The 21,018-nt window shown below is 71.3% G+C and carries 19 protein-coding genes, 4 tRNA genes, 1 other RNA gene and 2 pseudogenes; 19 read left to right on the top strand and 7 right to left on the bottom strand.

The window, feature by feature from the left end:
• Positions 1 to 26 precede the first annotated feature (26 nt).
• From ACZ4SA_RS27120 to ACZ4SA_RS27065, 12 genes are all read left to right on the top strand, one after another.
• Positions 27 to 2,255 carry a cell division protein FtsK gene (locus tag ACZ4SA_RS27120; protein ID WP_468279425.1) on the top strand — a complete coding sequence of 743 codons (2,229 nt, stop codon included), beginning with the start codon at positions 27 to 29 and terminating at the stop codon, positions 2,253 to 2,255.
• A gap of 141 nt (positions 2,256 to 2,396) precedes the next feature.
• Positions 2,397 to 2,648, top strand: coding sequence for a hypothetical protein (locus tag ACZ4SA_RS27115; protein ID WP_468279422.1), 252 nt, complete (start codon positions 2,397 to 2,399; stop codon positions 2,646 to 2,648).
• 16 nt (positions 2,649 to 2,664) lie between these two features.
• Positions 2,665 to 2,859 carry a hypothetical protein gene (locus ACZ4SA_RS27110; RefSeq protein WP_093910942.1) on the top strand — a complete coding sequence of 65 codons (195 nt, stop codon included), beginning with the start codon at positions 2,665 to 2,667 and terminating at the stop codon, positions 2,857 to 2,859.
• 20 nt (positions 2,860 to 2,879) lie between these two features.
• Positions 2,880 to 3,347, top strand: coding sequence for a hypothetical protein (locus ACZ4SA_RS27105; protein WP_468279419.1), 468 nt, complete (start codon positions 2,880 to 2,882; stop codon positions 3,345 to 3,347).
• Between the two features lie 16 nt (positions 3,348 to 3,363).
• Complete coding sequence (locus tag ACZ4SA_RS27100) at positions 3,364 to 3,657, top strand: hypothetical protein (protein WP_468279416.1); 294 nt, start codon at positions 3,364 to 3,366, stop codon at positions 3,655 to 3,657.
• A 91-nt stretch (positions 3,658 to 3,748) separates the two neighbouring features.
• Positions 3,749 to 4,510, top strand: a complete 762-nt coding sequence (locus ACZ4SA_RS27095) for a DNA methylase (RefSeq protein ID WP_468279413.1) — start codon at positions 3,749 to 3,751, stop codon at positions 4,508 to 4,510.
• A complete protein-coding gene (locus ACZ4SA_RS27090) occupies positions 4,507 to 5,136 on the top strand; it encodes a DNA cytosine methyltransferase (RefSeq protein ID WP_468279410.1) in 630 nt (209 codons plus the stop codon). The genes ACZ4SA_RS27095 and ACZ4SA_RS27090 overlap by 4 nt, the downstream gene beginning before the upstream one ends.
• Positions 5,133 to 6,011: a bifunctional DNA primase/polymerase gene (locus tag ACZ4SA_RS27085; protein WP_468279408.1), complete on the top strand. Its 879-nt coding sequence runs from the start codon at positions 5,133 to 5,135 to the stop codon at positions 6,009 to 6,011. The genes ACZ4SA_RS27090 and ACZ4SA_RS27085 overlap by 4 nt, the downstream gene beginning before the upstream one ends.
• A complete protein-coding gene (locus tag ACZ4SA_RS27080) occupies positions 6,008 to 6,331 on the top strand; it encodes a hypothetical protein (protein WP_468279405.1) in 324 nt (107 codons plus the stop codon). The genes ACZ4SA_RS27085 and ACZ4SA_RS27080 overlap by 4 nt, the downstream gene beginning before the upstream one ends.
• A gap of 11 nt (positions 6,332 to 6,342) precedes the next feature.
• Complete coding sequence (locus tag ACZ4SA_RS27075; protein ID WP_468279457.1) at positions 6,343 to 7,890, top strand: YfjI family protein; 1,548 nt, start codon at positions 6,343 to 6,345, stop codon at positions 7,888 to 7,890.
• A gap of 340 nt (positions 7,891 to 8,230) precedes the next feature.
• A complete protein-coding gene (locus ACZ4SA_RS27070) occupies positions 8,231 to 8,458 on the top strand; it encodes an excisionase family DNA-binding protein (RefSeq protein ID WP_468279402.1) in 228 nt (75 codons plus the stop codon).
• Positions 8,459 to 8,542: 84 nt separating this feature from the next.
• The gene (locus ACZ4SA_RS27065) at positions 8,543 to 9,826 is read left to right on the top strand and encodes a tyrosine-type recombinase/integrase (RefSeq protein ID WP_468279399.1); all 1,284 of its coding nucleotides are present in this window, start codon (positions 8,543 to 8,545) and stop codon (positions 9,824 to 9,826) included.
• Positions 9,827 to 9,888: 62 nt separating this feature from the next.
• Here ACZ4SA_RS27065 and ACZ4SA_RS27060 read toward each other — a convergent pair.
• Positions 9,889 to 9,976 (bottom strand) — tRNA-Ser (locus ACZ4SA_RS27060).
• Positions 9,977 to 10,073: 97 nt separating this feature from the next.
• On the opposite strand from ACZ4SA_RS27060, the gene ffs reads away from it, so the two are divergent.
• From ffs to ACZ4SA_RS27030, 6 genes are all read left to right on the top strand, one after another.
• Positions 10,074 to 10,172: signal recognition particle sRNA small type (ffs, locus tag ACZ4SA_RS27055), an RNA gene on the top strand.
• Positions 10,173 to 10,227: 55 nt separating this feature from the next.
• A complete protein-coding gene (locus tag ACZ4SA_RS27050) occupies positions 10,228 to 12,558 on the top strand; it encodes a DNA polymerase III subunit gamma and tau (protein WP_468279396.1) in 2,331 nt (776 codons plus the stop codon).
• A 61-nt stretch (positions 12,559 to 12,619) separates the two neighbouring features.
• Positions 12,620 to 13,870: a phosphoribosylamine--glycine ligase gene (gene purD, locus ACZ4SA_RS27045; protein ID WP_468279393.1), complete on the top strand. Its 1,251-nt coding sequence runs from the start codon at positions 12,620 to 12,622 to the stop codon at positions 13,868 to 13,870.
• 275 nt (positions 13,871 to 14,145) lie between these two features.
• A complete protein-coding gene (locus ACZ4SA_RS27040) occupies positions 14,146 to 15,801 on the top strand; it encodes a M48 family metalloprotease (RefSeq protein ID WP_468279390.1) in 1,656 nt (551 codons plus the stop codon).
• 210 nt (positions 15,802 to 16,011) lie between these two features.
• A complete protein-coding gene (locus ACZ4SA_RS27035) occupies positions 16,012 to 17,472 on the top strand; it encodes a N,N-dimethylformamidase beta subunit family domain-containing protein (RefSeq protein ID WP_468279387.1) in 1,461 nt (486 codons plus the stop codon).
• Between the two features lie 112 nt (positions 17,473 to 17,584).
• Positions 17,585 to 18,484 (top strand): phosphoribosylaminoimidazolesuccinocarboxamide synthase, encoded by a 900-nt coding sequence (locus ACZ4SA_RS27030; RefSeq protein ID WP_468279385.1) that lies wholly within the window; start codon positions 17,585 to 17,587, stop codon positions 18,482 to 18,484.
• 43 nt (positions 18,485 to 18,527) lie between these two features.
• Here the strand turns inward: ACZ4SA_RS27030 and ACZ4SA_RS27025 are convergent.
• The 3 genes and pseudogenes from ACZ4SA_RS27025 to ACZ4SA_RS27015 form a co-directional block, all read right to left on the bottom strand.
• Positions 18,528 to 18,600 (bottom strand) — tRNA-Gly (locus ACZ4SA_RS27025).
• A 22-nt stretch (positions 18,601 to 18,622) separates the two neighbouring features.
• Positions 18,623 to 19,260 (bottom strand): annotated as a pseudogene (locus ACZ4SA_RS27020) (response regulator).
• A pseudogene (locus tag ACZ4SA_RS27015) lies at positions 19,257 to 19,870 on the bottom strand (sensor histidine kinase); the annotation flags it as partial. The pseudogenes ACZ4SA_RS27020 and ACZ4SA_RS27015, both read right to left, overlap by 4 nt.
• A gap of 53 nt (positions 19,871 to 19,923) precedes the next feature.
• Between ACZ4SA_RS27015 and ACZ4SA_RS27010 the strand changes: the two are divergent.
• Positions 19,924 to 20,067 (top strand): hypothetical protein, encoded by a 144-nt coding sequence (locus ACZ4SA_RS27010; protein ID WP_468279383.1) that lies wholly within the window; start codon positions 19,924 to 19,926, stop codon positions 20,065 to 20,067.
• A gap of 71 nt (positions 20,068 to 20,138) precedes the next feature.
• On the opposite strand, the gene ACZ4SA_RS27005 is transcribed toward ACZ4SA_RS27010, so the two are convergent.
• The 3 genes from ACZ4SA_RS27005 to ACZ4SA_RS26995 form a co-directional block, all read right to left on the bottom strand.
• Positions 20,139 to 20,211, bottom strand: a tRNA-Gly gene (locus tag ACZ4SA_RS27005).
• A gap of 79 nt (positions 20,212 to 20,290) precedes the next feature.
• Positions 20,291 to 20,362: transfer RNA gene (locus ACZ4SA_RS27000), tRNA-Gly, on the bottom strand.
• Between the two features lie 109 nt (positions 20,363 to 20,471).
• Complete coding sequence (locus ACZ4SA_RS26995) at positions 20,472 to 20,810, bottom strand: histone-like nucleoid-structuring protein Lsr2 (protein WP_468279380.1); 339 nt, start codon at positions 20,808 to 20,810, stop codon at positions 20,472 to 20,474.
• Positions 20,811 to 21,018: the final 208 nt, after the last annotated feature.

The raw sequence follows: 21,018 nt of genomic DNA, 5'->3' as shown, positions 1-21,018 counted from the left end.
TCGACTCCCGAAGGAGTGCGTACATCGTGACGGAAACCACCGCCTTCCCGCCCCCGGAGGACCCGGAGGCCACCGAACAGTCGACGGCCGACATCGTGCCGTTCCCGCTGAAGAAGAAGACCGACCCCGACCCGACCGCCCCGAGCGAGGGCGTGGTCAAGCCGGGGGAGTGGGAGGCCGAACTCCCCGACACCGACGACCCGGAGGCCGACGGCCTGACCGAGGGGGCGCCCGTCGACCCGCCGCGCGAGGTCTACCCGCCCTCGGTCGCGGAATGGATGGAAGCCAAGGACAAGGCCCGTCTGCCGGTGCTGCCGGACTGGGTGAAGCTCCCTGACCAGCGCAAGGCCGTCCGCAAGTGGGCGATCCGGCACTACTCGGCCGTGGTCGGCTATCACGCCGTGCGGCTGCCGCTGGTCTACACGCCGAAGATCTGCGTGTACTCGCCGCGCGGCGCGTGGCGGTGGTCGACCGCGATCGGCCGGTGGGTGTTCGACGCGGAGGGCAACACGCTGCGGCTCGCCTCCGTGGCGAATGAGGACGCGGCGGAGTACCTGAAGCTGTCGCGGCAGCGCAACGACCGCGTCCGGCTGCGGGCGATCGTGGCGACGATCGCCGGCTTCGTCGGTCTGGCCGCCGCGCTGACCCTGTACGTCATGGCGCCGTCGTGGCTGCTCATGCTGGCCATGGCGACGCTGACCACCACCCTGGGTGTGGTCGGGGCGCCGGCGGACCGGCCGCTCATCGACATGGCCAAGGTGACGTTCCGCAAGCGCAAGCTGTCCTCGGACATCGTCATCCGCGCACACGAGGCGTCCGGCCTGACCACCAGGGATCAGACGATCGCGTTCCCGCGGCCGATCGGCCGGGACGGGGACGGCTGGCGCGTGGTCGTGGATCTGCCGTACGGCAAGACGTTCGAAGACGCGATGAAGGCTCACGCCCGTCTCGCCTCCGGTATGGACATCGCCCCGACTCAGCTCTTCCTCGACAAGGACGAGACGAGCGGTCGGCGGGTGTCGTACTGGATCGCCGACCGTGACCCGCTCGCCGTGCCGTCGGGCAAGTCCCCGCTGTTGGGGGCGACGAGGGTGGACTTCTGGAAGCCGTTCCCGTGGGGGGTAGACGAGCGCGGCAACCCGGTCATGGCCACGATGCTGTGGCTGTCGCTGCTGGTCGGCGCCGTGCCGCGTCAGGGCAAGACGTTCTCAGCCCGCACGATCGCGCTCGCCGCCGCGCTGGACCCGTACGTCAGGCTGTACGTGTTCGACGGCAAGGCGTCGCCGGACTGGCGCACGTTCGCCAAGGTCGCCCACCGCATCGGGTTCGGCATCGTGCCGAAGAACGGGGTCGACCCGGTTCAGCACCTGCTGACCTCGCTGCGGGAGCTCAAGGCGGACGTCGAAGACCGGTACCACCGGCTGTCCGAACTGCCGTTGCACGTCTGCCCGGAGGGCAAGCTCACACCGGAGATCAGCCGGGACAAGAAGCTGAACATGCCGCTCACGCTGTTCGTGGTGGACGAGGTGCAGGAGTACTTGACCCACCCCGAGCACGGCAAGGAGATCCTTTCCCTGATGGTCTACCTCGCCCGGGTCGCCCCGGCGGTCGGTGTCTCGGTGATGACCGCGACGCAGAAGCCGGACGACAAGGCGTGCCCCTCGGAGCTGCGTGACCAGCATCAGGCCCGGTTCGCGCTGCGGGTCGGCGCCTACCAGGTCTCGGACACGATCCTCGGTGCGGGTTCGTACTCGGAGGGGTTGGACGCGTCCAAGCTGCTGAAGTCCCACAAGGGTGTGGGCCTGCTCAAGGGCATGTCGGACGACTCGGGGATCGTGCGCACGTACCTCGCCGACGGCCGCGACTCCGACCGCATCCTGACCCGCGCCGCCGCGCTGCGGGAGGCGGAGGGGACGCTGTCGGGTGACGCGGTCGGCGAGGCACCCGCGCCGGAGACGTCCGCGACGATCCTTGACGACGTCGCGGCCGTGCTCGGCAAGGGCGAGGCCAAGGTGTGGTCCGAAACGGTCGTGGACCGGCTTGCCGACCTGCGGCCCGACGTCTACGGCCCGTGGGCGGAGTTGGAGCCCAAGCCCAAGGCGGAAGCGCTCACCGCCGCGCTCAAGCCGTTCGGCCTCGGCACGGTGCAGATCAGCCGGCGCATCGATGGCGAACAGATCAACAAGCGCGGCATCAAGCGCGACGACATCGCCACCGCGATTACAGAGCGCAACAGGAAGCGGGACGCCGGATAGGTCTCACGGACTGCTACCGGTAGCGGCAGGCGTCGCTACCGGTAGCAACCCTGCTAGCGACCAAAACCGCCCCTGATCAGGCCGCTAGCACGTAGCGGCCGACCTGCGAAAACCCCCTTTAACCCCTCTGAGAGGCCCCTGATGAGCCTTGCAGTCCTCGCTACCGCATGCCTGCTGATCGTCACCCTCGGTTATGTCGTCAAGTGCTGGCTGAGCCCGTTCGGAGACTGCCGCAAGTGTGACGGCATGGGCCACGAACTCAAGACCGGCCGCAAGGGCAAGACCAAGCGCGGCCGTGACTGCCGCCGCTGCGACGCCACCGGCAAGCGCATACGCGTCGGCCGCTGGATCTACAACCGCGCCGCGCGCACCTACCGTGCCGGCACCCGCTGACCCGCCGGGAGACACCGTGACGCTCACCATCCCGCTCGTTCTGCTGCTCGCCGTGGTCGTCGTGCTGCTGCTGCGCTTCCGCGCGGTCGGCGCCGGGGCGGCCGTCGCCGTCGCGCTCTTCGGCTTCTACCTCGCCCACACCGGCGCGGCCGACACCGTCAACCGACTCGTCACCGCCGTCACCGACGCCCTACCCGGCATCACCCGCTGACCCGAAGGGAGACCAGCACCGTGAACGAACCCACCGCGTACGGCCACCTCGCCGGACACGAGACGGCGGCCGTGGAAGTCCACACCCCCACGCCGATCGTTCCCGCCCACACCGCGCCGCTCATGCCCATGCAGCCGGGCACCATCCCGGCCGTGGCGAGTGTCGTCCTCCCCGACGGCCGCGTCGTCACGGGCTACGCCATCGAGCCCGCCAAGCCCGAACCGGCCGCCGCCAAGCCAGCCGTCTCCCGCGCGGCGGTGAACATCGCGCTCGGGGGCGTCGGGTTCCTCGCCGTGTGCGGCGGATTGCTGATGCTCACCACGTTCATCACCGCGCTTACCGCGCTCATCACCCAGCTCGTCGTCCTCGCCGCCGTCATCTTCGGCGGGTGGATCGCGGTGCAGGTGTTCAGCGCGAGCGGCGGCAAGGGCGGGACGACGGTCAACATCCGCAAGGCCGTCATCAAGCGCAACAAGTTCTACGGCTGACAGGAGGCCAACCGCCGTGATCCGACTGCGCATTCAGGTTGCCCACTGGCCCCGCCGGTCCTTGGTCCTGACCGACACGCCCCGCCTCGACTGCCCCGAGTGCGAGGGCGTGGGGGGCATCGAGCACGACTACGGCGACTACGAGACCGGTGAGTACGCCGGTACCGACTGGGAGCCCTGCGGCTGCTGGAACGAGACCCGCCGGTGGTTCCTGATGCCCCTGCCGCGCCGGTCCCGGTGGCTGCGTCGCCGTGACAGCGGCCGTGACCCGTGGGGGCCCGGCGGCTACAGCAACGAACCGCCCTTCTAGCTCTGCCCGTGGGCGGCGGCACTCCCGGACAAGGACAGCCCGCCGCCCACGGTCTCCCAATCCCGACGTAGCAGAACAGGAGACCTACAGCATGACCCAACCGCGCGTTTTCGGCGAGGGCCCTTTGGCCCCTGCCACCCGTTCGGGGCGAGTGTCCCGGCCGCGTCTGCTGGATCTGTTCTCGTGTGCCGGTGGTGCCGCCATGGGCTACCACCGCGCCGGGTTCGACGTGGACGGCTGCGACATCGCCGACCGCCCCAACTACCCCTTCCCCTACCACCACGGCGACGCCCTCACCTACCTCGCCGCCCTGATCGCGTCGGGTCAGATCCACCGGTACGCATTCGTCCACGCCTCCCCGCCGTGCCAACACGGATGCGCCCTGACCGTGGGCACCAACGCCTCACAGGGATGGGGCCGCGCCCACGTCGACCTGGTGGCGCCCGTCCGCGACCTCTTGGACGCAACCGGGCTGCCGTACGTCATCGAGCAACCCAACGGCCGCGCCGCGATTCGCAAGGACCTGACGCTGTGCGGCGAGATGTTCGGTCTCGGGGTCATCCGTCACCGCAACTTCGAGTTGGGCGGATGGACGGCCGCGCGGCCGGCGCACGTCCCGCACAGGGGCCGCGTACGCGGCTACCGGCACGGCCGTTTCTACGACGGCCCGTACGTGGCCGCGTACGGCAACGGCGGCGGCAAGCCGTCCGTTCCGGAACTCCAGACGGCCATGGGCATGACGTGGACGGACGTGCGGGAGGAACTGACGGAGGCGATTCCGCCCGCCTACACCGAGTGGATCGGCCGCGCCTACCTCGCCGACCAAGTCCCCGCGCTGGGGGTGGCCGCGTGAGTGCGCGTGTGCTGCCGCTGCGGCAGCCGAACGGGCTGCGGGTACTGGATCTGTGCTGCGGCGCGGGGGGCCTGTCCATGGGCTACTACCTCGCCGGGTTCGACGTCGTGGGCGTCGACAACCGCCCGCAGCCGAACTACCCCTTCACCTTCCACCAGGCCGACGCCCTCACCTTCCCGCTGGACGGGTTCGACCTGGTCCACGCATCGTGGCCGTGCCAGCACTTCGCCAAGGTCACCGCATGGCGCGGAAGTCGGGCGGGCCACCCCGACCTGCTCACGCCCGGCCGCGTGCGGCTGGAAGCCTCCGGGCTGCCGTGGGTCATCGAGAACGTCCCTGAGGCCCCGCTGAGGCCGGACTACCTGCTGTGCGGGACTCAGTTCGGGCTCAGCGTCCGCCGCCACCGCGTGTTCGAGACGTCGTGGGGCGGCGGCGGGGACCTGGTCCCGCCGTGCTGGCACCACAAGGGTCTGCTGGCGTTCGAGCACAAGGGCGAGCGCGCGTATGCCGACGCCATGGGCTGCACCTGGATGTCCAACATCGAAGCCCGGCAGGCCGTCCCGCCCGCGTACACCGAGTGGATCGCCACCCAGTTCCTCGCCCTGGAAGGGAGGGCCGCCGCATGACCACCACACCCACCCCCCTGGATGCCGCCCTCGCTCTCGCGGCGGCCGGCGTCCCGGTCCTGCCCCTGCGGGCCGGGAAGGTCCCGTTCGGCAACTGCCGTTTCTGCAAGGACGGCGCCTGCGGCGGACGGCCCAACATGAAAGCGGCGGGCCCTTGCCGGTGCCCCGCGCCGTGCCACGCGTGGGCCGCTGCGACCACCGACCCGCACGTCCTCACCTCGCCCGTGTGGGCGCAGGTGTGGCGTGAGGCCGTGGCGGTCGCCTACCACCCCGGCGGGGCCGGGCTGACGGTGGTCGACCTGGACAACGCAGCGGCCGTTGCATGGGCCCGCGAGACCCTGCCCGCGACCCGGACCGTGCCGACGACGCGGGGCGAGCACTGGATCTACCAGGGCGCCATGACGTCGTCGAACGCGGTCCGGCCGGGTGTCGACATCAAGTCCATGACGCAGTACGCCCGTTGGCTCGGACCCGGGTCCGGCCGCATGGCCGTCCTCCCGGCCGCCGTGCGCGCCCTGGTCGTGAAGGAAGACACCACCCCCGCCCGGCGCGGGGTGGCCTCTTCTCTCCCCGCCCGGGCCACGTGGGACCGGGCGGTGGCCACTGGGTGCCGCCACACCGAGCGCTACGTCCGCACCGGCCTGGAACGCGGCCTCGCCCTCGTGCGGGCCCGCACGGAATCCGGCGCCGGATCACAGGCGTTCGGCGTCGCCCGGTTCCTCGCCGCACAACACACCGCGTGTCCCGGACCGTGCGGACTCGCCGCGATCGGCGAGGAGATCGTGACCGCCGCCGCCTCCGTCGGCGTCCCCGAGACCTACGCACGCCGCGCGGTCGCCAACGGCCTTGAGGCGGCTGTGGAGCGCGCAGCATGAACAAAGCATCCCGAACCCCCATGAACGGCCCTCAGGGCGCCGTGCAGGGCCCGCCGCGGCCGACCGTGGGCGAACCGAAGGTCGCCGCCCGTAAGGGCGTCCTTTCTGCCGTTGGTTCTGACCCGCAGACGGTCACTGTCACCGGCATCACCCCGGAGCTTCAGATCCAGTGCGAGGGCGTACCCGTCGCGGACTGGCTCTGCGCCTGCGGCCACCACGAACGCGCCCGGGGCCGCGCCGCCGTCATCAGGCTGACCGCCCGCGTCATCGTCGGCGTCTGCCCCCACACCACCACCGCCGAAGGGAGGGCGGCCTCATGACTCCACAGCCTGTGGACAGTCCCGACCTGTGGGCCGGACTGCCCACCCTGGAAGACCCGCCCGGCGAGGGCGACGCGGCACCGGACGTGTGGGAGGACCCCATTCCCCTCACCGGCCGCCGCGAGCGCCCGCCGTTCCCCGCCCACGTGCTCCCCACCTGGTTGGGGGAGTTCGTGACGGCCGTCGCACAGGAGACGCAGACCCCCGTTGACCTCGCCGGATCGATCGCCCTCGCCGTGCTCGCCACGGCGGCCGGCGGCCGGTCGGTGGTCCACGTGCGCGGCAACTGGCGTGAGCCCACCAACCTCTACACCGTCGTGGCGCTACCGCCCGCCAACCGCAAGTCCGCCGTCTTCGCGCTGCTGACCAACCCGCTGTATGAGGCGGAGAAGCAGCTCAAGACCGCGATGAAGCCCGTGATCGTGGAAGCGGAGCTGACGGCGCGGTTGGCCAAGGAAGCGGCGGACAAGGCCGCCGCCAAGGCCGCGTCCGCCGACGGCGACAAGAGGGATGAGATGGTGGCCACCGCCGTGGGCCTCGCGCAGACGGCAGACACGCTCACCGTCCCCGCCGAACCGGTGCTGCTGGCGGACGACTCGACACCCGAGACGGTCACCTCGCTCATGGCGGAACAGGGCGGCCGGCTGTCGGTGATGAGCGCGGAGGGCGGCATCTTCGACATCATCGCCGGCCGCTACTCCGGGGCCCCCAACATGGAAGTCTTCCTCAAGGGGCATGCCGGGGACCGGCTGAGGGTGAACCGGCAGACCCGCCGCGAGTACATCGACGCCCCCGCCCTGACCATCGGCCTCGCCGTACAGCCGGACGTGCTGCGGGACATCGGGAAGGTGAAGGGGTTCGAGGGGCGCGGCCTGCTGGCCCGCTTCCTGTACTCCCTGCCGGTGTCCACGGTCGGTGAACGCGAGATCATCACCGACCCGGTCCCGGAAGAGACGGCCGCCGCCTACACCGCCCGGGTCATCGACCTCGCCCTGTCCTTGGCGGAGTGGACCGACCCGGCCGTCATTCAGCTCACCCCGGAGGCGGACGCGACGCTGATCGCCTATCAGAAGCGCATCGAACCGCAGCTCAAGGCGCGCGGCGGCAAGCTGGGCCATATCTCGAACTGGGCCGGAAAGCTTGCCGGGGCGACCGCCCGCATGGCCGCGCTGCTGCACCTCGCCGAACACGGCGGCAACGGCTACGCCCACCCGGTCACCGAAGACACCATGGGCGCGGCGATCGAGCTGGGGGAGTACTACACCGCTCACGCCCTTGCCGTGTTCGACGTCATGGGCGCCGACCCGGTCCTGTCCCGCGCCCGCAGCGTGCTGGAAGCGCTACGGGACAACGGATGGGAGGACGTCAGCCGGCGGGACGTGTTCACCGTCCTGTCCCGCAGTGAGGTCCCCACCGTCGCCGACCTGGAACCCGCCCTCGCGCTGCTGGAAGACCACGGATATCTGCGGTCCTACCAGCCCGAGCGGACTGGCAAGCGCGGACGCCCCCCGGCACCCCGCCTGTTGGCCCACCCCGCCCTGCGGCAGGGCGGCCGGTGACCCGGCAGCGCGCAAAACCCCTCCCGCACAAACCGCAAAATCCGCAATAAACCCCGGACACCCCCGCTGACCTGCGACGCGGTCCCCGCCCCATCCCGGCCGGGGGCCCGTCGCACAATCCCGCGATATTCCGCAAAAAACCGAGCACCACCCTCGCGACCGGGGCCGGTCGACGGCCGCCCCTGATTTTTGCGGAATATCGCGGGTTTCTGCGGAGCACCGTCCACCGCCACCCGCGAACCACATCACCGCAGGTCAACGACCTCCCCCGGCTTTTCTGCGGATTTTGCGGTTTGTGCGGCGGCACCTGCCCATGAACTCAGCCCTACAGGAGTGAGCCGTGGACGAACCCACCACCCTCCCCCTCGCCCCCGTCGAAGACCCGACCCTGGTCCTCCTCACCGTTGAAGAGGCTGCGCGTCGCCTCCGCATCGGCCGGACCACCTGCTTCGCACTCATCCGCACTGGAGAGCTGGAGTCCATCGACGTCGGCCGTCTCCGTCGCGTCCCCGCTGACGCGCCCGCCGAATACGTCGCCCGCCGGCGCGCGGCCAAACGCGCCGCTTGACGACGCCCGGGGCGGCGGCACTCCCGGACAGGACAGCCCGCCGCCCCGGTCCCCATCCCGACACCAAGAAACAGGAGCTTGTCTGTGGCAGAGAAAAAGAAGGGCACCCGCCGCGCCAACGGCGAATCGGCTATCTACTTCGGGGCGGACGGTCGTTGGCACGCGCGCGTCCCGATGGGCTACAAGGACAACGGGGAGCCCTACCGCCGGCACCTGACGCGCAAGACGCGCGATGACCTGGTTGAGGAAGTCAAAAAGCTGGAGAAGCAGCGCGACGGCGGTTCGGCCCAACAGCCGGGCAAGGCGTGGACGGTTGAGAAGTGGCTTCAGCACTGGGTTGAGAACATCGCCAAGCCGACGGTCAGCGAGAACACCTACGACGGCTACGAGGTCGCCGTTCGCGTGCACCTCGTTCCTGGTGTCGGCAAGCACCGCCTTGACCGCTTGCAGCCCGAGCACCTGGAAAGCCTGTACCGCCGTATGCAGGCGAACGGGGAGCGCAAGGCCGGTACGGCTCACCAGGCCCACCGCACAGCCCGAACTGCGCTGGGGGAGGCGGTCCGGCGCGGATACGCGGCGAAGAATGCCGCCGCGCTGGCGAAGCCGCCACGGATGGAAGAGGACGAATCCGAGGTAGAGCCCTACTCCGTGGAAGAGGTTCAGTGCCTGTTGCTCGAAGCAAACAAGCGCCGGAACAGCGCCCGTTGGATGCTCGCGCTCGCGCTCGGTCTGCGTCAGGGTGAGACGCTGGGACTGCGCTGGTCTGACGTCGACCTGGACAACGAGTACCTGAAGCTGCGCCGGAACCGCCTGCGCCCCCGATACCAGCACGGGTGCCCGGAAGCCTCGCCGTGCGGCCGGAAGGCGGGGTACTGCCCGGCCAAGGTGCAGGTGCGACGTGAGACCAAGAACACCAAGTCGCGCGCCGGCCGCCGCGCCGTTCCCTTGCCGGGCCCGCTGGTCGCCATGCTCCGTGCACACCGCGAGACGCAGGAGCGCGAGCGGAAGAGGGCCGGCGACCTTTGGACAGAGTCGGACTACGTGTTCACCAAGCCGCTGGGTGGCCCGCTGAGCCCGAACACGGACTATCACGACTGGAAGCGGCTGCTGGAAGACGCGGGGGTCCGGAACGCCCGGCTGCACGATGCCCGGCACACGGCCGCCACCGTGCTCATGCTGCTCGGGGTGCCGGCCCGCGTCATCGATCAGATCATGGGGTGGGAGCCGGGCACGTCCGCGAGCATGCGGGCCCGCTACCTCCACGTGCCGGACGCCATGCTCAAGGACGTGGCCCGGAAGATCGCCGAAGCCATCTGGGGAACCCCGGAGACACCCGCTGTGGACAAAAACCAGGACAACGAGGTCTGAGGACAACGTCGAAGGGCCCCACCTCGCGGTGGGGCCCTTCGACATCGTGCCCGGTGAGGCACTGGCGGAGGATACGAGATTCGAACTCGTGAGGGGTTGCCCCCAACACGCTTTCCAAGCGTGCGCCCTAGGCCACTAGGCGAATCCTCCGCGGCAAACAATACAAGACGTTGAGGAGTGCTCGCGAACCTGTTCCCGGCATCCCGTCGAGGGGGTCCGAGCACCCCCTCGGATCGGGTAACCTGGGGCCAGCCCCTCACGTGGCGCTATCTGACTGAACTCCCCCAGGGCCGGAAGGCAGCAAGGGTAGGTCGGCTCTGGCGGGTGCGTGAGGGGCGCTTGCGTTCCCGGGGATGCCGGGGCGGCTTCTGTTGTCGGTGGGCCCCGATAACCTCGTAGGTGTGTCGTCCCTTGCGCTGTACCGCCGCTACCGCCCCGAGTCGTTCGCAGAGGTCATCGGTCAGGAGCATGTCACTGACCCGCTCCAGCAGGCCCTGCGGAACAACCGGGTCAATCACGCGTACCTGTTCAGCGGGCCGCGCGGCTGCGGAAAGACGACCAGTGCGCGCATCCTCGCGCGCTGTCTGAACTGCGAGCAGGGCCCCACGCCGACCCCGTGCGGCGAGTGCCGGTCCTGCCAGGACCTGGCGCGGAACGGGCCGGGGTCGATCGACGTCATCGAGATCGACGCCGCTTCGCACGGTGGTGTGGACGACGCCCGTGAGCTGCGCGAGAAGGCCTTCTTCGGCCCGGCCGGCAGCCGATACAAGATCTACATCATCGACGAGGCCCACATGGTCACCTCGGCGGGGTTCAACGCCCTGCTGAAGGTGGTCGAGGAGCCGCCGGAGCACCTCAAGTTCATCTTCGCGACCACCGAGCCCGAGAAGGTCATCGGCACCATCAGGTCGCGTACGCACCACTACCCGTTCCGCCTGGTCCCGCCGGGGACGCTCCGCGAGTATCTGGCGGACGTGTGCGGCCGGGAGGGCATCCCCGTCGAGGACGGCGTGCTGCCTCTGGTCGTGCGGGCAGGAGCCGGATCCGTGCGTGACTCCATGTCCGTCATGGACCAGCTGCTCGCCGGCGCGGCCGACGACGGTGTGACATACGCCATGGCGACAGCTCTCCTCGGGTACACGGACGGGTCGCTCCTCGACTCGGTCGTGGACGCCTTCGCGTCCGGCGACGGGGCAGCGGCCTTCGAGGTCGTGGACCGCGTCATCGAGGGCGGGAACGATCCCCGGCGGTTCGTCGCCGACCTGTTGGAGCGGTTGCGCGATCTGGTGATCCTCGCCGCCGTGCCGGACGCGGGAACGAAGGGGCTCATCGACGCCCCGGCCGATGTGGTCGAGCGGATGCAGGCGCAGGCCTCGGTGTTCGGAGCGGCCGAGCTCAGCAGGGCGGCCGACCTGGTCAACACGGGGCTGACCGAGATGCGCGGAGCCACGTCGCCGCGGCTGCAGCTGGAGCTGATCTGCGCGCGTGTGCTGCTGCCCGCGGCTTTCGACGACGAGCGGTCGGTGCAGGCCCGGCTGGACCGCCTGGAACGGGGGGCGTCGTTCTCGGCCGGCGGACAGGGGCCGGCGATGGGGTACGTCCCCGGCCCGGAGGCGCAGGCGCACGGTCCCGCGGCCGTGCCCGGCGGCGGGCCGGCCGCGGCCCGAGCCGCGGTGCGGGGCGACGCGGCACCGGCAGCGCCCGCTGCCCCGGCGGCCGCCCCTGCTGCTCCTCCTGCCCCCGCTCCCGCACCGGCTCCGGCCTCCGCTCCCGCGCCTGTGGCGCCCACGCCTGCCGCCCAGCAGCAGGAACCGCAGCCGTCCCAGCCCGCGGCCCCCCGCCCCGGCGCCTGGCCCGGGACCACCGGTAGCGCCGGCACCGCCCCTGCCTCCGGCAGTGCCGCCCCCGCCGAGCCCGCACGCCGGCCCGGCGGCTGGCCCACCGCCTCGGCCCCCGGCCAGGGTGCCGCGCCCCAGCCCGCCGCACCCGCACCCTCCCCGGCCCCCGCGCCTGACGCACCCGCCGGCCCCCGCCCCGGCCCCGCCATGGCGCAGGGCGCGGGCCAGGTGCGGAACATGTGGCCCGAGATCCTGGAGGCCGTGAAGAACCGCCGCCGCTTCACCTGGATCCTGCTCAGCCAGAACGCACAGGTGGCGGGCTTCGACGGCACGACTCTCCAACTCGGCTTCATCAACGCCGGAGCCAGGGACAACTTCGCGAGCAGCGGCAGTGAGGACGTCCTGAAGCAGGCGCTCGCCGAGCAGTTCGATGTGCAGTGGAAGGTCGAGGCGATCGTCGACCCTTCCGGGGGCACGGGCGGCCCGGGCGGCGGCGCCCAGCCCCCCTCGACAGGCTCCGGCGGCTACGGCGGCGGCCAGGGTGGGTACGGCCAGGGCGGGTACGGACAGAGCGGCCACGGCCAGAACAGGCCGCCCGCCGCCCCGCAGACCGCCCCGCCCACCGCCGCTCCGGCGCCCCGGCCCGCCCAGCCCGCGACCCCGCAAGCGCACCGGTCCGGCTCCGCTCCGGCCCCGGCGGCTTCCGCCTCGCAAGCCGCACCGGACCCGGAGCCGCCCCGGCCAGCCGAGGCGTACGCCCCGCCGCCGGTCTCCCTCGAGGACGACGTGCCGGAGGCGGACGACCCGGACCTGGTCGACTCGGCGCTCTCCGGTCACGACCTGATCGTCCGCGAGCTCGGAGCCACGGTGGTGGAGGAATATACGAACGAGTAGCGGGACGGTCCTCGGAGGCCCGTACGGCGACTTCCGGCAGGCGGCGGTTAGGCTGGCTGCCGTGAAGGTCCTCGTCATCGGCGGCGGCGCCCGCGAACATGCCCTGTGCCGCTCTCTGTCCCTCGATCCCGACGTCACCGCTCTGCACTGTGCGCCCGGAAACGCCGGCATCGCGGAGATCGCCGAGCTCCACCCAGTCGACCAGCTGGACGGCGCTGCCGTCGTGGAACTCGCCACCGGCATCGGAGCCGAGTTCGTGGTGGTCGGCCCCGAGGCGCCCTTGGTCGCCGGGGTCGCCGACGCCGTGCGCAGGGCCGGCATCCCGTGCTTCGGCCCCTCCCAGGAGGCCGCGCAGCTGGAGGGCTCCAAGGCCTTCGCCAAGGACGTGATGGCCGGGGCCGGTGTCCCCACGGCCCGTAGCTACGTGTGCACGACCCCCGAGGAGATCGACGAGGCGCTCGACGCCTTCGGTACTCCGTACGTCGTGAAGGACGACGGCCTCGCGGCCGGCAAGGGCGTCGTCGTCACGGACGACCTCGCAGCCGCCCGCGAGCACGCACTCGCCTGCGGTCGGGTCGTCATCGAGGAGTTCCTGGACGGCCCCGAGGTCTCCCTCTTCGCCATCACCGACGGTGAGACGGTCGTCCCGCTGCAGCCCGCGCAGGACTTCAAGCGCGCCCTCGACGACGACGAGGGCCCCAACACCGGCGGCATGGGCGCCTACTCGCCGCTCCCCTGGGCGGACCCCAAACTGGTCGACGAGGTCATGGCGACCGTTCTCCAGCCGACCGTCGACGAACTGCGCCGCCGGGGGACGCCCTTCTCGGGACTGCTGTACGCGGGGCTGGCGATCACCTCGCGTGGTGTGCGGGTCATCGAGTTCAACGCCCGCTTCGGCGACCCGGAGACCCAGGTGGTCCTGGCCCGCCTCAAGACCCCGCTGCTGAGCGTCCTGCTGAATGCCGCCAAGGGAACCCTGGACGTCGAGCCTCCGCTCCAGTGGCGGGACGACGCGGCCGTGACCGTGGTCGTCGCCTCGCACAACTACCCGGACACGCCGCGCACCGGCGACCCGATCGAGGGCCTCGACGCCGTCGCGGCCGAGGACGCACCCCACGCGTACGTCCTGCACGCCGGTACACAGCGGGACGGCGACGCGGTCGTGAGCGCGGGCGGGCGCGTCCTGTCGGTCACCGCGACGGGCGAGGACCTCGCCGAGGCCCGTGAGCGCGCCTACCGGGCCGTCGGCCGCATCCGGCTCGACGGCTCCCAGCACCGCACGGACATCGCACGCAAGGCCGCAGAAGCCTGACCAGCGGCTGAGCAGGCCCAGAGCCGCTCGGCGAGGCCGGCCAAGCCGTTGATCGACGCCCGCCCCGACATTCCGTCCGGGCGGGCGATCCTGTGCCCAAAGCCATTCCATCGAGTGACGGCTGCCCCATCCGGATGACGGCCGCCGAAGCCCCAACTAGGGTGCGGCGCAAGCATTCCGGCACATGGCCCACCGGCGTTTGCGATGTCAGTGGGCGGTGCCACAGTGGGGGAGTGACCAACACCGTCGCAGGGCAGAGGGGGTGAGGTCCGGCCGTGTCCGGTACCGGTATCGGTGAGTCGATGGGCACGCGCGGAGCACGTGCCAAGGCTCTTGCCGTGCTGCGCGTGCGCAGCAGGGCGGTGGCCTTGGCGCTGCTCCCGGCGGCCGTCGCCGTCGTTCTGCTCGCGGGCGGTGCCATGGGGCGCCTGGAGGGCGTGGGCTGGGACGCGGCGCGCTGGATCGTCTCCGTCTGCGCGGTGATCGTGCTGGTGCTCGCCGTGGCCGTCACGGCGGTGATCGTGCGGGCCACACCGGCGCTCAGCCCGACGGTGGAGCTGCCGGAGCGGTCCGCCCCGGATCTGTACAGGCTGGTGCGGGACCTGGCGGAGCGCCTCGAGGTGCCCGCCCCGTCCGCGCTGGCGCTCACCCCCGACTGTGACAGCTGGCTCGAGGACCGTACGCACCCGGCGCACTCGCTGACGGGCGCCCGGCGGCGTACAGGCGAGGGACCGGTGCTGGTGATCGGCTCCCCCTTCCTGTGGTGGATGCGGGTGGCCGAGCTGCGGGCGGTGCTCGCTCCGGTCGTCGCCGGCACCGGCTCCGCCGCCGACCCGGACATAGCTGCGGCCCGCCGTTTCGTACGCGGGCTGGACGCCGCGGTGGCCGACGCGGCCCGCCCCGGCCAGGGGTTCATACGCGGGCCGGCGGCCGGTTTTGTCGGCAGGGCAGCACGGCTGCTGCTGCGCAGCAGCCAGGACCACGCCGCCGGGATGGAGCGCTGGGTCGCGGCCGCCGCTTCGGAGCGTGCACAGGCTGTGGACTACGGACTGCGGATCGTCGCCCAGGAGCAGGTCGGCCTCGCGTACGCGGGCTGGGACCGGCTGCTGACCAGGGTGGCGCTGCCCGCCTGGCGCATGGGTCGCTGGCCGTCGCGGCTGGACGCCGGTGTGGTCTCCGCCCTGACGGAGTTGTCGCGCCGCGACCGGCTCGCCGAGGGCTTCACCTCCCGGCTCGGCGAGCGCCCCGCGTGCGACTTGCTGGAGGAGCCGGGCGCGGTCGATGAGGCGGCGTCGCTGCTGGCCGCGCGTCTCTTCCACGGCGCGCCCGCCGGTCCCGGCCCCGACTGGTCGCCCGTGGACTGGCAGCAGTATCCGGAAGAGGTCGTGGACCGTAAGTGGCGTACGGAGGCGGCCCGTATCCACCAGGTGCTCGACGAGCTGGGGGTCCCGCCGTCGACCGGGCCGCAGGGCCCGACGCTCGTTCGTGTGATCGACCATCTCTCGGCGCAGCCGGTCGGCGAGGCGAGCGAGGCTCTGGCCGCCGTGCTGACTGCCCGGATGGCCCGCGAGGAGACCGTTCACGAGCCTGCGGCGCCCGCACCGGTCGGGGCGGACGGCTCGGCCGACGCCCTGGCGCTGTGGGGCGGCGGCGACCCGCTGCCTCTCATGCCGCTCCAGCCGCCCCGCACCGGCCGGGAGCTGCTCGCGGACCATGTCGTCGCGATGGTGTGCTGTGCGGCGGTCGACACCGTCGGCGCGGCGCCCGGCCTGGACTGGCTGGACGGTCCGGCCCTCCTGATAGACGGAGAGCGCCGGGCGGATCTCGCGGCCCCCGTGCTGAGCCTGGTCGAGGACGGTGACCCACAGCCGCTCCGGGTCTGGCTCGGTTCCCTCGGCGTGCGGCCGGAGAAGCCCGTCCGCCTGGTCTGACGGAGCGTTCCCGGCCGGGCGGCCGTGCCCTGCGCAGGCCGATGCGCCATGCGGCCCATGGGGAGTGGCCTCTTCCGGTTGTCGCCTCCTTGTCGTCAATTAGCGACGAACGGTGACGGACTGCATGCGTAATGTGATGTGCTGGAGACCGGCGCTGAACAGGTCGGCGCATCACGGCGGTTGTCCCAGGGCACCGAGGGAGGGCGCAGTATGGGGGCGGACCAGATCCGGCGATGGGAATCGGGCGCCCTCGCCCACGCCGTCTCGGACCCCTTCGGCCAGGGCCCCCTGCCCTGGCTGCGCGGCAGCGAGCACTACTTCGACGACACCGGCCACGTCGTCCCCTGGTACGTCGACCCCCATCTCGCCCGCGGCCGCTCCGGTGGCCCCCGCACCGCCGACGACGTCCACCGCCAGATCAAGGGCTTCGCGTCCCCAGGCGCGGCCGCACCCGGCGAGGCGATCGACTTCCACATCACCGTGGACCCGCCCCAGCAGTTCTCCGTCGACGTCTACCGCATCGGCCACTACGGAGGGGACGGCGCCGCCAAGATCACCACCAGCCCGCGTCTCTCCGGCATCGTCCAGCCACCGCCGCTCACTGCCGACCGCACGGTCTCCTGCCACCACTGGTGGCTCTCGTGGCGGTTGCAGATCCCGTCGTACTGGTCGATCGGCGCGTACGTCGCTGTGCTGACCACCCTTGACGGCTACCGCTCCCACATCCCCTTCACGGTCCGCGACGACCATCCTGCGGATCTGCTCCTGCTGCTGCCCGACGTCACCTGGCAGGCGTACAACCTCTATCCCGAGGACGGCCGCACCGGCGCGAGTCTCTACCACGCATGGGACGAGGAGGGCAGGCTGCTCGGCGAGGAGGACGCCGCGGTCACGGTGTCCTTCGACCGCCCGTTCGCGGGGGCGGGCCTCCCGCTGCACGTGGGCCACGCCTACGACTTCATCCGCTGGGCCGAGCGGTACGGCTACGACCTCGCCTACGCCGACATCCGCGACCTGCACGCGGGCCGCGTCGACCCGGCCCGCTACCGGGGCCTGGTCTTCCCCGGCCACGACGAGTACTGGTCGGCCCCCATGCGCCGCGCCGCGGAGCTGGCCCGCGACCGGGGCACCTCCCTCGTCTTCCTCTCCGCGAACACCATGTACTGGCAGGTCGAGCTCGGCCCCTCGCCCTCGGGAGTGCCCGACCGCCTCCTGACCTGCCGCAAGCGCCGCGGCCCCGGAAAGCCCGCGCTGTGGCGCGAGGTGGACCGGCCGGAGCAGCAGCTGCTGGGCATCCAGTACGCGGGCCGTGTCCCCGAACCGTCCCCCCTTGTCGTACGGAACGGGGACCACTGGCTGTGGGAGGCCACGGGCGCCGACGAGGGCGACGAGCTGCCCGGCCTGGTCGCCGGGGAGGCCGACCGCTACTTCCCCCGCACAGCGCTGCCCGAGCACGAGGGCCGCATCCTGCTCGCGCACTCCCCCTACCGCGACAGCGACGGGACGCTCCGGCACCAGGAGACATCCCTCTATCGCGCCCCGTCCGGCGCGCTGGTCTTCGCGTCGGGCACGTTCGCCTGGTCCCCGGCCCTCGACCGGCCCGGCCATGTGGACGCCCGCATCCAGCGGGCGACGGCGAATCTCCTGGACCGCATCTGCAAGCGGAACTGAGCTGCACCCGAAGCGGGACCGAGCTCCACCGGGCCCGGGCACCCCTGGCCGGGTGGGCCCCGGCCGGATACGGGACAATCGGAGCTGTTGTTCACAGCCACGGGGAGGAACCGTGTCCGGATTCGTCGAAAAGCCCGAGCCGCTGCAGGTGCCGGGCCTGGTGCATCTGCACACCGGCAAGGTGCGCGAGCTGTACCAGAACGAGGCGGGCGACCTCGTGATGGTCGCCAGCGACCGCATCTCGGCGTTCGACTGGGTGCTGCCCACCGAGATCCCCGACAAGGGCAGGGTCCTGACCCGGCTCTCACTGTGGTGGTTCGAGCGGCTCGAGGACCTGATCGGCAACCATGTCGTCTCCACCGAGCTGCCCGAGGGCGCCCCTGCCGACTGGGAAGGCCGCACCATGGTCTGCAAGTCGCTGCGCATGGTGCCCGTCGAGTGCGTCGCCCGTGGCTACCTCACCGGCTCCGGCCTCGTCGAGTACCGGCGGACCCGCACGGTCTGCGGTCTGGGGCTCCCCGAGGGCCTCGAGGACGGCTCCGAGCTGCCTGCCCCGATCTTCACCCCGGCCACCAAGGCGGCTGTCGGCGACCACGACGAGAACGTCAGCTACGAGGAGGTGGCCCGCCAGGTCGGCGCGGAGACCGCCGCCCATCTGCGCCGGACCACGCTCGCCGTCTACTCCCGGGCCCGCGACATCGCCCGTGAGCGCGGCATCATCCTCGCCGACACCAAGTTCGAGTTCGGCTTCGACGGCGACGAGCTGATTCTGGCCGACGAGGTGCTCACCCCCGACTCGTCCCGCTTCTGGCCGGCCGAGACCTGGGAACCGGGCCGTGCCCAGCCGTCGTACGACAAGCAGTTCGTCCGCGACTGGCTGACCTCCCCGGCCTCGGGCTGGGACCGGCACAGCGAGCAGCCGCCGCCCGCGCTGCCGCGAGAGATCGTCGAGGCGACCCGTGCCAAGTACCTCGAGGCCTACGAGCTGCTGACGGGAACGCCCTGGTCCTGAGCACGAGGAAGCCCCCGGCGAGATCGCCGGGGGCTTCGCACTGAGCGGACGACGAGATTCGAACTCGCGACCCTCACCTTGGCAAGGTGATGCTCTACCAACTGAGCCACGTCCGCATGCGCCGTAGCGCGGAGACCACTATACCCAACCTCGGCGGCGTGCGAGCCGTACCGCCGTGTGTCGGTTCTCGGCGCCCAGCTTGGCGGCGGCCGACGAGAGGCAGTTCCGTACCGCCCCCTGGGACAGTGACGCCCTCTCCGCGATCTCCGCGATGGGCGCCCCGTCCGCCGCGAGCCCGCGCGCTTCGGCCTCCCGCGCGGTCAGCGGCGAATCGCCGGCCGGGATGACGTCGGCCGCCAACTCGGGGTCCACGCAGCGGTTTCCCAGGTGCACGGTACGGATGATCTCCGCGAGCCGCTGGGCGCTGACGGTCTTCGGCACAAAGCCCCGCACCCCCGCGACAAGGCTCGCTTCAGGTGTCCGGGGAGCCCGAGGCCGGTCACGATCACGGTGCGGCAGTCAGGCAGTTCCTCCCTCAGGGCTGTGGTCACCGTCACACCGTCGGCGCCCGGCATCTGCAGATCCAGCACGGCCACGTCCGGCCGGTGCGTCCGCGCCATGGCCAGGGCCTCCGGGCTGGTGGAGGCCTCCGCGACCACGACGAGGTCGTCCTCGAGCGGCGAGCAGCGCGGCGAGCGCGCGCCCCGGATCAGATGCTCGCCGTCGGCGAGCAGCACACGCACGGGCCCGTCCCGGTCCGGTTCGTACGCCGTCAGCGCGGCACCTGTGCCGTCAGCCGGAACATTCCGCCGCCGACCGGGCCGGCGTCCAGGGTGCCGCCGAGGGTCGCCGGCCGCTCACGGAGCCCGGTGATGCCCGATCCGCCGCCGGCGGGAGCTTCGCCGCCCAGGCCGTCGTTCTCGACGACCAGCACCGCCGCGGCCCCGGCGAGACCGACAGCCGCACCGCGCACGTCCGCGGATCTCCGTGCCGCAGGACATAGGTCGCCGCTTCACGGACGACCCGGCCGAGCGCCGACTGCGCCTGTGCCGTCAGCCCGTCCACCGAATGGGCGCCGGACACGGCACAGTTGATCCCGGCGGCTGCCGGCACGCCATGGGCGCCCTCGAGTTCGACGGCGAGGCCGGCCTCCCGGTTTCCGCGCACCACTTCCCTCAGCGCTCTCTGCGACTCCTGCGTGATGCGCTGTACTTCAAGTTTCTGCGCGACCGCCTCCGGCCGCCCCCGCTGGGCCAACTGCACGGCCGGCTCGCTCTTCAGTGCGACCACGGCCAGATTGCGCCCGAGCACGTCGTGCATGTCCCGGCCGAACCGCAGCCGCTCCTCCGCGACCGCCAGCCGAGCCTGCACGTCCCTCGCCTCCTCCGCCTGCCACATGACCCGTAGGCTCAGCGCCGGGCCGTCCCGTCACCAGCGTCATGCCGCAGGTGATCGACGCCTTCAACAGCAGTCCCGCCGGCTCGGTGCCGCGCATCCCCGCGACCGCGAAGAGCGCGAACAGCACGGCCGTGAAGGCCATGTACTGCAGCGGCAGGACCCGGACCGGCACCAGCAGCGCGTAAAACCGCGCCTGGACATCCGCGCCCGGACATGACGAAGGCCCTGGTCTGACGACCAGGGCCTTCGATTTCTGAGCGGACGACGAGATTCGAACTCGCGACCCTCACCTTGGCAAGGTGATGCTCTACCAACTGAGCCACGTCCGCATTGCTGCCACTCGGCTCTCACCGGGTGGTGCGTCACCACTGTACCTGATCCACATCGGTGGATGGCAAAGCGATGCAGAGCGGGTGACAGGAATTGCACACTGCGCCTTCCCCCTGGAAGGGGGATGTTCTACTACTGAACTACACCCGCACGCTGCTCGAGGTGGGCCTTTCGGCTTGCCCCTCGGCGTGCTCCAGACTCTAGCCGATCACCAGGGGTGCAGTGCAACTCCGTTCGGCGCGGTCGCGGCCGGCCGGACTCAACTGGCCTCGCGGAACGCCTCGTAGACGCGCTTGGGGATGCGTCCGCGGGCCGGTACGTCCATCTTGTTGGACTGCGCCCAGGCCCGTACCGCCGCCGGCGCCGGTTCGATCGAGGTGTGCCGGTAGGCGACGGCCTTCGACTTGTCCCGCTTGCTGCCGTTCGCCCGCTTTCGGCCGGCGGCCATGTACGGAGCCAGGGCCTTGCGCAGTTTCTTTGCATTGGAGAGATTGAGGTCGATCTCGTACGACTTCCCGTCGAGGCCGAACGTGACCGTTTCCGTCGCTTCTCCGCCGTCGATGTCGTCGGAGAGTGTGACCACTACTCGCTGAGCCACGGATATCGGTCCTTTCCCTGCGGTATCACCGGTTCCAGGTGGGTTCTGACGTGCGGCGATACCGGCTATTCGGCCGTCGAGGGGCAATGCTGCTTTCCTCTGTATTCCTTTGTACAGCGGAAGGAGGCGCATTGTGAAGCCCCGCCAATTGTCTGCGCGTGTCCGCCGCAATCGGGACCGGGATTCTTTCTCTGGATTTCCCTGTGTG

It is taken from the genome of Streptomyces sp. NPDC027962, assembly GCF_055566095.1.
The sequence above is the reverse complement of the archived record's forward strand: the minus strand, read 5'-3'. Positions and strand labels throughout refer to the sequence as shown.

Excerpts from the sequence above, each read along its gene's own strand:
- ACZ4SA_RS27115 (WP_468279422.1), top strand. The coding sequence starts at position 2,397 with ATGAGCCTTGCAGTCCTCGCTACCGCATGCCTGCTGATCGTCACCCTC.
- ACZ4SA_RS27095 (WP_468279413.1), top strand. The coding sequence starts at position 3,749 with ATGACCCAACCGCGCGTTTTCGGCGAGGGCCCTTTGGCCCCTGCCACC.
- ACZ4SA_RS27085 (WP_468279408.1), top strand. The coding sequence starts at position 5,133 with ATGACCACCACACCCACCCCCCTGGATGCCGCCCTCGCTCTCGCGGCG.
- ACZ4SA_RS27080 (WP_468279405.1), top strand. The coding sequence starts at position 6,008 with ATGAACAAAGCATCCCGAACCCCCATGAACGGCCCTCAGGGCGCCGTG.
- ACZ4SA_RS27035 (WP_468279387.1), top strand. The coding sequence starts at position 16,012 with ATGGGGGCGGACCAGATCCGGCGATGGGAATCGGGCGCCCTCGCCCAC.
- ACZ4SA_RS27010 (WP_468279383.1), top strand. The coding sequence starts at position 19,924 with ATGCCGCAGGTGATCGACGCCTTCAACAGCAGTCCCGCCGGCTCGGTG.